The sequence below is a fragment of the Mesorhizobium sp. WSM4871 genome (assembly GCF_055811295.1).
The window spans coordinates 159,352-170,597 of record NZ_JBVVPU010000010.1 but is presented as its reverse complement, the minus strand read 5'-3'; the positions used below and the strand labels follow the sequence as shown (position 1 = coordinate 170,597).

General features: G+C 63.3%; 11 protein-coding genes. 4 read left to right on the top strand and 7 right to left on the bottom strand.

Translation table 11 applies throughout. From position 1 onward, the window contains the following. Positions 1 to 11 precede the first annotated feature (11 nt). A complete protein-coding gene (ppx, locus tag AC0L2H_RS21410) occupies positions 12 to 1,538 on the bottom strand; it encodes an exopolyphosphatase (protein WP_473592070.1) in 1,527 nt (508 codons plus the stop codon). Further along, entirely contained in the window at positions 1,538 to 3,739 is a 2,202-nt protein-coding gene (locus tag AC0L2H_RS21405; protein WP_473592069.1) for an RNA degradosome polyphosphate kinase, read from the bottom strand. The genes ppx and AC0L2H_RS21405 overlap by 1 nt, the downstream gene beginning before the upstream one ends. A gap of 134 nt (positions 3,740 to 3,873) precedes the next feature. On the opposite strand from AC0L2H_RS21405, the gene AC0L2H_RS21400 reads away from it, so the two are divergent. From AC0L2H_RS21400 to AC0L2H_RS21385, 4 genes are read left to right on the top strand one after another with little or no spacing between them, the layout of a single operon-like run. Next, on the top strand, positions 3,874 to 4,119 hold the full coding sequence (locus AC0L2H_RS21400) for a zinc-finger domain-containing protein (protein ID WP_473592184.1): 246 nt from the start codon (positions 3,874 to 3,876) through the stop codon (positions 4,117 to 4,119). Between the two features lie 16 nt (positions 4,120 to 4,135). Next, complete coding sequence (locus tag AC0L2H_RS21395) at positions 4,136 to 5,407, top strand: FAD-dependent monooxygenase (protein ID WP_473592068.1); 1,272 nt, start codon at positions 4,136 to 4,138, stop codon at positions 5,405 to 5,407. A gap of 49 nt (positions 5,408 to 5,456) precedes the next feature. After that, complete coding sequence (locus AC0L2H_RS21390) at positions 5,457 to 5,675, top strand: BrnT family toxin (protein WP_473592067.1); 219 nt, start codon at positions 5,457 to 5,459, stop codon at positions 5,673 to 5,675. 48 nt (positions 5,676 to 5,723) lie between these two features. Next, complete coding sequence (locus tag AC0L2H_RS21385) at positions 5,724 to 6,047, top strand: BrnA antitoxin family protein (protein WP_473592066.1); 324 nt, start codon at positions 5,724 to 5,726, stop codon at positions 6,045 to 6,047. Between the two features lie 17 nt (positions 6,048 to 6,064). Here the strand turns inward: AC0L2H_RS21385 and AC0L2H_RS21380 are convergent, their stop codons facing one another. The 5 genes from AC0L2H_RS21380 to AC0L2H_RS21360 all read right to left on the bottom strand — a co-directional run bounded on the left by AC0L2H_RS21380 (position 6,065) and on the right by AC0L2H_RS21360 (position 11,149). Beyond that, positions 6,065 to 6,733, bottom strand: coding sequence for a TIGR02117 family protein (locus tag AC0L2H_RS21380; RefSeq protein ID WP_473592065.1), 669 nt, complete (start codon positions 6,731 to 6,733; stop codon positions 6,065 to 6,067). Between the two features lie 118 nt (positions 6,734 to 6,851). Next, positions 6,852 to 7,655 (bottom strand): amino acid ABC transporter ATP-binding protein, encoded by an 804-nt coding sequence (locus AC0L2H_RS21375; RefSeq protein WP_473592064.1) that lies wholly within the window; start codon positions 7,653 to 7,655, stop codon positions 6,852 to 6,854. 24 nt (positions 7,656 to 7,679) lie between these two features. Then, positions 7,680 to 8,837: an amino acid ABC transporter permease gene (locus tag AC0L2H_RS21370; protein ID WP_473592063.1), complete on the bottom strand. Its 1,158-nt coding sequence runs from the start codon at positions 8,835 to 8,837 to the stop codon at positions 7,680 to 7,682. Positions 8,838 to 8,841: 4 nt separating this feature from the next. Beyond that, positions 8,842 to 10,029 (bottom strand): amino acid ABC transporter permease, encoded by a 1,188-nt coding sequence (locus AC0L2H_RS21365; protein ID WP_473592062.1) that lies wholly within the window; start codon positions 10,027 to 10,029, stop codon positions 8,842 to 8,844. A 91-nt stretch (positions 10,030 to 10,120) separates the two neighbouring features. Continuing rightward, the gene (locus tag AC0L2H_RS21360; protein WP_473592061.1) at positions 10,121 to 11,149 is read right to left on the bottom strand and encodes an amino acid ABC transporter substrate-binding protein; all 1,029 of its coding nucleotides are present in this window, start codon (positions 11,147 to 11,149) and stop codon (positions 10,121 to 10,123) included. Between the last annotated feature and the right edge of the window lie 97 nt (positions 11,150 to 11,246).

The following is an 11,246-nucleotide window of genomic DNA, read 5'->3' as shown; positions in this document are numbered from 1 at the left end:
CCATTTTCCCCCTAACCCGGGGCCCCCCCCCCCCCCCCCCCCCCCCGCGGGGGTTTGGTCCCCCCCCCCTTGGGCCCCCCCGGCCGGGCGGCCCGCGCGCCTTTGCCCGGGGCGCGCGGCGCCGGCAGCACCAGCGCCAGCGCTCCATTGGGGCGGCTTTCCCATTTCAGCCTGGGCATGACGCCAGGCATCGCCGCGGTCAGCAGGTAGACGACGCGCATCGTTGCGGCCAGCACGCGGGCGCGCTCGAGGTAACGCGGGCTCGCCAGCGCCTTGATTTCCGGTGCGATGGATTCGTTGAAGATACCGTCGTGGCGATAGGCATTCGTCAGCGCCAGGAAGGCGCGGCCGGGATGGTCGACGCCGATGAAGGAAGCGTGGGCGATGATGTTGAGCGACTGCCTGCCGCGATATTCGGGATGCGCGCGCCAGCCGATATCGGCAAGCAGGCAAGCCGCCTGCCGGTAGCGCGTCTCGTTCTCCGTTTCATCCAGCCCGAAGGCGGCAAAGGCCTTGCCTGTCCATTCGACCAGCTCATGCGCATGGGTGACCGAGCGCGAGCGCAGCCGGGCGAGTTCCTCCGAGGCGGAGATCAGCGGATCGGCCTTCTGCTCGGCCTCATCGAGCAGCGAATAGAGAAAGCCTTCGCGCACGCCCAGCGCCGAAACGATGATCCTGGACGGCTGCATCACTGCCATGATCTCCTGCAGCACGATGGCGCCATAGGGCAGCAGCGAGCGGCGGTTCTTCGAGATGCCCTCAATGCCCTTCACCTTCTCGATCTCGCCCTTGGCCACCTGCTTGAGGAAATTGGCGGCGCTGTCGATGCCGATCTCGTAATGGTGCATGACGGCCAGCGGATAGTTGGTCATTTCCATGTGCAGCCGGGCGAGGTTTCGCCAGGTGCCGCCGACCGCGTAGAATGGCCGGCCTTGCCCGCCCTTCAGCAATTTCGCCTTCGCCAGCTCGTCGCGCGCGATCTTTGCCGCCTGAGACAGCGAATTCCTGGCCATGTCCTGCAAGCGCAGGCCGCCCAGCGGCAGCGTGATGCCGTCGCCGATCGCCTCGCCTTCGACGTCGACCAGTTCGAGGCTGCCGCCGCCGAGGTCGCCGGCGATGCCGTCGGCCGGATGGAAGCCGGAAATGACGCCGAGCGCCGAATAATGCGCCTCCTGGCGCCCGCTCAAAACCTGCACCTCGGTCTTGAGCACGTCTTCGGCGCGGTGGATGAAGTCGGGACCGTTGACCGCCTCGCGGGCGGCGGCGGTCGCCAGCACATACATGCGCTCGGCGCCGGCCTGTTCGGAGAGCGCGCGGAACCGCCGGAACTCCTCCATCGAGCGGCTCACGCCCTCGGGGTCGAGCTTTCCCGTCGAAACGATGCCGCGACCAAGGCCTGCAAGCATCTTTTCGTTGAACAAGGTGGTCGGCGAACGCGCCAGCCCCTCATAGACGACAAGGCGGATCGAGTTCGACCCGATGTCGATGATGGACAGCGGACGGCGGTCTTGAAGCCGGCCCTGGGACGTCGCAATCATCAGCCGGTCGCTGCGCCGTTTTTCTTGCGGCGCTTGAACTGAGCGATGCGCTTGGGCGCGTGCGACTTCAGCGCATCTCCCCGTCCGGAAAGGCTCGGATTGGTCATGAAGTATTCCTGCGCGTTGAACGGTTCCTCGCCCTCCTCCAGCACGACGCGCCGGGAAGTTCCGTCAGCCAATACGTCGAAACTTTGCTGGTTGTCCATGATGTTGCCCAGCATGATCTGGCCAAGAACCTGTTCATGCACAGTTGGATTGGTGATCGGCACCATGGTCTCGACGCGACGGTCGAGATTGCGCGGCATCAGGTCGGCCGACGAAATGTAGACGATCGCCCCGTCCGACGGCAGGCCATGACCGTTGCCGAAGCAATAGATGCGGCTGTGCTCGAGGAAACGGCCGACGATCGACTTGACCCTGATGTTCTCCGACAGGCCCGGCACCTGCGGCCTCAGGCAGCAGATGCCGCGCACGACGAGGTCGATCTCGACGCCGGCGCGGCTGGCATCATAAAGCGCGTCGATGATGATCGGATCGACGAGCGAATTCATCTTCATCCAGATGCGCGCCGGTCGGCCACCGAGGGCATGGCCGACCTCGTCCGAAATGTGCTTGAGGATGCGGCCGCGCAACGTGAAGGGCGAGATCGCCAGACGCATCTCCTCGGCGGGCTCGGCGTAGCCGGTGATGAAATTGAACAGCTGCGCGACATCGCGGGCAATGGTCGGATCGGTAGTGAAGAAGGACAGGTCAGTGTAGATGCGCGCGGTGACCGGATGGTAGTTGCCGGTGCCGAGATGCACATAGTTGCGCAGCCTGCCGTCCTCGCGCCGCACCACCAGCGACATCTTGGCGTGGGTCTTCAGTTCGAGGAAGCCGAACACGACCTGGACGCCGGCGCGCTCAAGGTCGCGCGCCCAGCGGATGTTGGCCTCCTCGTCGAAGCGGGCCTTGAGCTCGACCAGCGCCGTCACCGACTTGCCGGCCTCGGCCGCGTCGACCAGCGCGCGCACGATCGGGCTGTCGTTGGAGGTGCGGTAGAGCGTCTGCTTGATCGCCACAACTTCGGGGTCGGCCATCGCCTGGCGCAGGAACTGCACCACCACGTCGAAGGATTCATAGGGGTGGTGAACAATGATGTCCTTTTCGCGGATGGCGGCGAAACAGTCGCCGCCATGCTCGCGGATGCGCTCGGGGAAGCGCGGATTGTAGGGCCTGAACTTGAGGTCGTCGCGGGGAACGGCGACGATCTCGGAAATCTGGCTGAGGGCCAGCGGCCCGGTGAGCACGCTGATGCGGCTCGACGAGACGCCAAGCTCGCCAGCGACGAAGTCGCGCAGTTCAGCCGGCATCAGCATGTCGAACTCGATGCGGATGACCGAGCCGCGGCGCCGCCGCTTCAGAGCCGTCTCGAACAGCCGCACGAGATCCTCGGACTCCTCCTCGACCTCGATATCGCTGTCGCGGATGATGCGGAACGTGCCGGAACCCTTGACCTCGTAGCCTGGGAAAAGCTTACCGATATAGAGGCCGACAGCCTCTTCGAGCGGGATGAAGCGGACATGCTGCTTGCGGTCCGGCAGGCGGATGAAGCGCTTCAGCGCCACCGGCAGGCGCAGGAGCGCGCTCATCTCCTCGCCATTCTTGCGATGGCGCAATTGCAGCGCCATCGAGAAGCCGAGATTGGGAATGAACGGGAATGGATGCGCCGGATCGATCGACAGCGGGGTCAGCACCGGAAAGACCTGTTCCTGGAAATGGTCCTCCAGCCAGGTCTTTTCATCCTTGGTCAGCGCATCGCGGGTGATGCTCTCGATGCCCTCCTTGTTGAGCAGCAGCATCAGCGCCGAGAGGCTCTTCTGCTGATCCTCCTGCAGGCGCTCGACCTCGCGCAGCAACTGTTCGAGCTGCTGCTCGGGCGTGCGGCCGTCCGGGCTCTTCAGGGCGATGCCTTCGCGCACCTGGCCGGCGAGGCCGGCGACGCGGACCATGAAGAACTCGTCGAGATTGGCGGCCGATATCGACAGGAAGCGGACACGCTCGAGCAGCGGATGATTGACGTTCAGCGATTCCTCGAGAACGCGCCGGTTGAACTGCAGCCAGGAAAACTCGCGGTTGACGAAACGGTCCGGGTTGCCACCTTCGGGGCTTGCCGTCTCGACATTGATGAATTCGCTCTGGACCGGCTTCAGTTCGTTCATGGTTCCTATTCTTTCCACCCGCTTGCCGGCTTAACTTATCCTCTGACAGGCTTTTGCGACAGTTTCATTTCATCGATCTTGCAAAGAGACCGGTTATGATCCAGATGCAATTGCACGACATGAAGGAGACGACGATGGCAGGCGGTTCCATTCCCCACTTCCAGAACGATGCGGGCCATCCGGCGATCGACATCGGTGTCAGGGAATTCATGTGCACCGGCGCCAATCCGCCTTTCGACCATCCACATGTGTACCTCGACATGGGCGACGACAATGAGAAGGTCTGCCCCTATTGCTCGACGCTCTACCGCTATTCGCCGCAGCTGAAGGCAACGGAAACGCAACCCGCGGGATGCCTGTATATCGACCAGGCCGCCTGAAGCGCCTGCCACACAAATGGACGACACGCGGTCCCGGCAGGTCCTCATCGCCGGAGCCGGCATTGCCGGGCTAACCGCGGCGCTGGCATTTTCCGAGCGTGGCTATCTGGTGCGGCTGTTCGAACAGGCTGAGCAGCTTGAGGCGGCGGGCGCCGGTATCCAGCTTTCCCCCAATGCGACGCGCATTCTTCGCCGGCTGGGCGTGCTCGACCGGTTGCTGCCGGCGGCGGTGCGGCCGGAAGCGGTGGTGCTCAGGGATGCCGCCACGCTGCGCGAGCTGGCGCGGGTGCCGCTCGGCGAAGTAGCCGAAAGGCGCTGGGGTGCTCCCTATCTCGTCGCTCACCGCGCCGATGTTCAAGGCGCGCTGATGGCGCGCCTTGCAGAACAGCCCGACATCAGCCTCGTCATCGGCGCGCGCGTCAGCGGCGTCGTCCCGGGGCCGCATGTCACGGCGATGGCCGAGATTGCCGGCCAAACCGTTGAAGTCGGTGGCTTTCTGCTGATCGGCGCGGATGGAGTTTGGTCGAAGATCCGCGACCTCGGCGCTTCGGCCAGGAATGGGTCGGCAAAGGTTGGGGCTTCTGCCCAAAACGCCTCAAGCCGGTTTTCGGGCGAGCTTGCCTGGCGCGCCACGGTTCGAGCCGACAGTGTTGCCGGAGAAGCCTTTGCCGCGATGGCCGCAACCAACAATGTGACCACATTCCTGCATCCCGGTTTCCACATGGTTGCCTATCCCGTCAGCCATAGCAGCGCGTTCAACCTGGTCGCCTTCACCGTGGGCGAGATCATGGCCGAGGGCTGGTCCGGCCGCGCCGACCCGGAGATCCTCGCCAGCGCCATGCGCGGCACGGCGGCAGCGCTGGTCCGGCTTGCCGAGGATGCCGGCCCGTGGACGGCATGGCCGGTCCATACCGTCGACCAGCGCCAGCCGTGGACGACGCCCACCGGGATCGCGCTGATCGGCGACGCGGCGCATGCAATGACACCGTTTGCGGCGCAGGGTGCGGCGATGGCGATAGAGGATGCCGCGACCCTTGCTGGTCTTGTCGCCGCCTCGCCCGCCGATCCCACGGCCGCGCTTGCGGCCTGGGAGAAGATGCGACGGCCGCGCGTCGCGAAAGTCGCCCGGCGCGGCGCGCTCAACCGTCTCGCCTGGCACGCCTCGGGCCCTGTGGCGATCGCCCGCAATGTGGTTCTGAGACTGCGGTCGCCGGAAAAGCTCGCGGCGGATATGGACTGGCTCTACGGGTGGCAGCCGCCTGACCGGCCCACACCAGCAAAATCTTGACGTAGTGCTATTTTGTAGTTACATTTTTGCAGTTACACGAGGGCATAGATTGCGATTTGAATGGGATGCCGAAAAAGCAGCGTCTAACTTGCGCAAACATGGCGTGAGCTTCGAGATTGCCACCCGCGTTTTCCTTGACCCCTTTGCCTTGACGATCCAAGACCGAGTGGAAGAAGGCGAATATCGCTGGCAGACCATTGGCGTCGTCGACGGAACATTCGTGCTGTTGTTGCGCATGTTGACCGGGAGGAAGACGGGATCGATGTGATCCGCATCATTTCAGCGCGGCAAGCCACACCCAAGGAGAGACGAAGCTATGGGCAAAATCGTCCGACATGAAATCGACCCGGCGAATCCGCCGGCGTTGACAGCGGCCCAGAAAGCCGAGATCGCGGCTCTTAAGGCGCGACCGGAGAGCAGCATCGACACGAGCGATATCCCCGAGTTGACCGAAGAGTTCTGGCAGAACGCTGTCCGCAATCCTTACTTCAAACCCATCAAGCAGCAACTGACCCTTCGTCTCGATGCCGATCTCGTCGCCTGGTTCAAGAGGCGGGCACCGGATGGTCGCGGCTATCAAAGTGCGATCAACAGGGCGCTGCGCGAATATGTTGCGAAACAGGATCGCAAAACCGGCTGATCGGCCGGGACAACCTTTCAGTTATACAGCCGCATCGACAGGCCGAGCGAGGCCGGCAGCGGGTTCCACCAGCCTGTGCGCAGGCCAGCGGTACGCAAGGCGGCCGCCGTCCAGGTGTTGCAGCCGATCACTGCGTTGAAACGGCCGTTCGCCTCGTAGAAGCGGTCGAAACGGGAATAGGCGGCGTTCTCGACCACGATCGGACCATTCGGCCCCTGCTGGAAACTCGCCGCGATGAAGTCGAGCAGTGCTGTAAAACGTTCCTCGCCGACATCGAAGCCAGCGACATCCGGATGCGGTTCGGCGATGTCGCCGGCGATGTCGACATGCATCACCGAGGCGTCCGATGTCAGCGCCTTCATCACCGGCACGGCTTTCACCTCCGACCAGGTCGGCGTCTCCAGATAGAAGGCGCGGCCGCCCCAGCCGAAGACGATGTAACGGACCTCCGCCGCGTCGGCCGGAATGCCGGCATCGACCAGGAAGCGGAAGCGCTGGCGTACGCCGTCGTCGACAGGAATCGCGATATCGGTGTGGATCGGGTTCTTCAGCACAAGGATGTGCCGCGTCGCGGCGGGACTGGCGACGGCCGCCTGCCATAGCGGCCGCGGCACCAGAGCGCCCAGTGTCACGGCGAGCGCGATTGCCACTGCCAGCATGCCGAAAAAGCGCCCGAGCTTTCTCACCAGGCCCGGCCTTGCGATCTGGCCGCTACGCGACGGAGTGCGATCGCCGGCACGCCATAGCGATGCAAAAGAGCCCGGCCGGGTTGCGGCCGGGCTCTTTCGAAGTGCTTGGGACCGCTCAGTGCAGGATCTGCGACAGGAACAGCTTCGTGCGCTCGTGGCGCGGATGGTCGAAGAACTCGGCCGGCGTGTTCTGCTCGACGATTTGGCCCTGATCCATGAAGATCACCCGGTTGGCGACCTTGCGGGCAAAGCCCATCTCGTGGGTGACGCAGAGCATGGTCATGCCCTCTTCGGCCAGCCCAACCATCGTCTCCAGCACTTCCTTGATCATTTCCGGATCGAGTGCCGAGGTCGGCTCATCGAACAGCATGATGCGCGGGTTCATGCACAGCGAACGGGCGATCGCCACGCGCTGCTGCTGGCCGCCGGAAAGCTGTCCCGGGTATTTGTTGGCCTGCTCCGGGATCTTGACGCGCTTGAGGAAGTGCATGGCGATTTCCTCGGCCTGCTTCTTCGGCGTCTTGCGCACCCAGATCGGCGCCAGCGTGCAGTTCTCGAGAATGGTCAGATGCGGGAACAGGTTGAAGTGCTGGAACACCATGCCGACTTCGCGGCGCACCTCGTCGATCTTCTTCAGGTCGTTCGTCAGTTCCTTGCCGTCGACGACGATCTTGCCCTTCTGGTGCTCCTCCAGCCGGTTGATGCAGCGGATCATGGTCGATTTGCCCGAGCCGGAAGGTCCGCAGATGACGATGCGCTCGCCGCGCATCACCTTGAGGTTGATGTCCTTCAGCACATGGAATTCGCCGTACCATTTGTGCATGGCGACGATGTCGATGGCGACATCGGTGGTCGAGATATGCATCTTTTTGGCATCGACCTTGATCTCTTCCGCGCTGACGGCATTTTCGATGGCCATGACGGGATCCCCTTGTTCTCTTGTTTAGCGTTTGTAGCCGGTGTCGAGCCGGCGCTCCGTGTACATTGAATAGCGCGACATGCCGAAGCAGAACAGCCAAAAGACGAAGGCGGCGAACACCAGGCCTGACCTGGCCGTCTGCGGCGTTGCCCAATTGGCGTCAGAGAAGTTCTGTTTCACGATGCCGAGCAGGTCGAATATCGAGATGATGAGGACCAGGCTGGTGTCCTTGAACATGCCGATGAAGGTATTGACAATGCCCGGAATGACCAGCTTCACCGCCTGCGGCAGCACGATCAGGCCCATCTTCTGCCAGTAGCCGAGGCCGAGCGAATCGGCGCCCTCATACTGGCCCTTCGGGATTGCCTGCAAGCCGCCGCGTATCACCTCGGCCATATAGGCGGCGGCAAACAGCGACACGCCGATCAGCGCCCTGAGGAACTTGTCGAAGGTGACGCCGGCCGGCAGGAACAGCGGCAGCATGACGCTGGCCATGAACAGAACGGTGATCAGCGGGATGCCGCGCACCGTCTCGATGAAGATGATGCACAGCATCTTGACGATCGGCATCTTCGAGCGCCGGCCAAGCGCCAGCACGATGCCGACCGGCAGCGACACGGCAATGCCGACGAAGGACAGGGTGAGCGTCACCAGCAGCCCGCCCCACCGCGACGTCTCGACATGCGGCAGGCCGAACATGCCGCCGACCAAAAGGACGAAGGATACAATCGGCAGCACCAGGAACAGCAGGATGGCGTTCAACCCCTTGCGCGGAATGCGAGGGATCAGCATCGGCACCAGCAGCGCCACGAACAGGATGCCGACCAGGATCGGCCGCCAGCGTTCCTCGATCGGATAGGTGCCGAACATGAACTGGCCGAACTTGGCGTTGACGAAGGCCCAGCAGGCGCCGGACCAGCCGTCCGGCTGGATGCCGCCCTGCGCCACCGTGGCGCATACGGTGCGGTCCGCGCCGGTCCATTGGGCGTTGATGAAGGCCCAGTTGATCACTTGCGGCAGGATCATCGCAACCAGCGCGATGCCGATGATGGTCAGGATGGTGTCGCCGGTCGACGCAATCAGGTTCTTGCGCACCCAGGCGCCGAGACCCCGCTCGCTTGGTGGCGCAGTCTCGGCCAGCGCCATCTCGGTGCGCACCCAGGACATGTCATGCTCCTGCATGTCGCTACCTTTCCACCAGCGCCATCCTGGCGTTGACCACATTCATGATCGCCGAGGTCACCAGGCTGAGCGCAAGATAGACAGCCATCATGATCAGCACGCCCTCGACCGCCTGACCGGTCTGGTTCAAAACCGTCCCGGCGGTCGCGGTGAGGTCCGGGTAGCCGATGGCGATGGCCAGCGACGAGTTCTTGGTCAGGTTGAGATACTGGCTGGTCAGCGGCGGAATGACGATGCGCATGGCTTGCGGAATGACGACAAGCCGCAGGATCGATCCCGATCGCAGCCCGAGTGCCGCGGCCGCTTCGGTCTGGCCCTTGCTGACGCCCCTGATGCCGGCGCGCACGATCTCGGCGATGAAGGCGGCGGTGTAGAAGGAAAGCGCCAGATAAAGCGACAGGAACTCCGGCCTGACCTGGAAGCCACCGGCCAGGTTGAAGGTCGATTGTTTTGGATAATCGAAGCTCAGCGGGAAACCGCTCAGCGCGTAGGCAAGCAGCGGCAGACCGACGATCAGCGCTGCGGACGTCCAGAACACCGGGAATTGCTGGCCGGTCGCCATCTGCCGCTGACGCGCCTTGCGGGCGACGAACCACGCCATGGCGATGCCGACAAGCAAAGCAACGAAAATCAGCCAGGAGCCGTCGCCCCAGACGGCGCGCGGAAAATAGAAGCCGCGTTGGTTGAGGAAGGAGCCGAAGGGCAGGTGGTAGCTCTCGCGCGGCGGCGGCAGCACGGCCAGCACCCCGGAATACCAGAAGAAAATAACCAGCAGCGGCGGGATGTTGCGGAACACCTCGACATAGACCGTGCAGATCTTCCTGATCAGCCAGTTCTGCGAAAGCCGGCCGATGCCGATGATGAAGCCGATGATGGTCGCGGTGATGATGCCGACGACGGCAACGATCACGGTGTTGATAAAGCCGACCAGAATGGCGCGGCCATAGGTCGAATCCGACGAATAGGCGATTGCGCTCTCACTGATGTCGAAGCCGGCGCGGCCCTTGAGGAACCCGAAGCCGGAAGCGATGTGCAGGCGCGTCAAATTGACGATGACGTTATGGGCAATCCACCAGACCAACGCCACCACCGCGATGATGACCAAGGCCTGGAAGAAGAGACTGCGAACTCTCGGATCGTTGACGAAGGAACCGCGGCTTGGCTCCTCGCGAAGAATTTCCTGCGATGCCATTCAACCACCCTTCTGGCGACCACCCTCCTGGCGACCATCCCCTGGAAGAGAAACCAGGAGGCAGACGTCTGCCTCCCGGATCACATTTCGGTCAGCGGATCGGCGCGCCATATTGCAGGCCGCCCTTGGTCCACAGCGCGTTGATGCCGCGCGCGATCTTCAGTGGGCTGCCCGAGCCGACATTGCGATCGAAGATTTCGCCGTAGTTGCCCACGGCCTTGACGATGTTGACGACCCAGTCGTTGGAGACGCCGAGATCGGTGCCGATCTTGGTTTCGGCTTCCTGGCCGAGCACGCGCTTGATCTCGGGATTGTCCGAGGTCTTCATCTCCTCGACGTTGGCCTTGGTGATGCCTAATTCCTCGGCGTCGAGCAGCGCGAAATAGGTCCACTTGACGATGTGGTACCACTGGTCGTCGCCCTGGCGCACGGCTGGTCCGAGCGGCTCCTTGGAGATGATCTCGGGCAGCACGACGTGGTCGGCGGGCGCAGCAAGCGTCAGCCGGATGCCGTAGAGGCCTGACTGGTCGGTGGTGTAGACGTCGCAGCGGCCCGCGTCATAGGCGGCGTTGACCTCTTCCAGCTTTTCGAAGACGACCGGGTTGTACTCCATCTTGTTCGACTTGAAGTAGTCGGCAAGGTTGAGCTCGGTGGTGGTGCCGCTCTGCACGCAGACGGCCGCGCCCGAAAGCTGCAGCGCGGAATTGACGCCCGGCAGTTTCTTGGCGTTGATCATGAAGCCCTGGCCGTCATAGTAGGTGACGCCGATGAAGTTCAGGCCAAGGGCCGTGTCGCGGTTGATGGTCCAGGTGGTGTTGCGCGACAGGATGTCGATTTCGCCGGATTGCAACGCGGTGAAGCGCTCCTTGGCGCTGAGCGGGGTGAACTTGACCTTGGAGCCGTCGCCGAAGACGGCGGCTGCGACCGCGCGGCAGAAATCCGCGTCGATGCCTTGCCAGTCACCCTTGTCGTCCGGCGCCGAGAAGCCGGCCAGACCGGTCGAGACACCGCATTGGATGAAGCCCTTCGCCTTGACATCGTCGAGCGTGCTCGCCGATGCGGCCGAAGCCATCACTCCAAGCGTGGCGGCGCCGAGAATGCCGATTGCAATGTGTTTCATGACCCACAGACCCTTTTCTGTTTTCAGGCAAAGCCCGATCTTTTTCCCGTGTGAACGCAGCTCCGGTTCCGGCCCATTTCCGAAACCCCGCATCGTA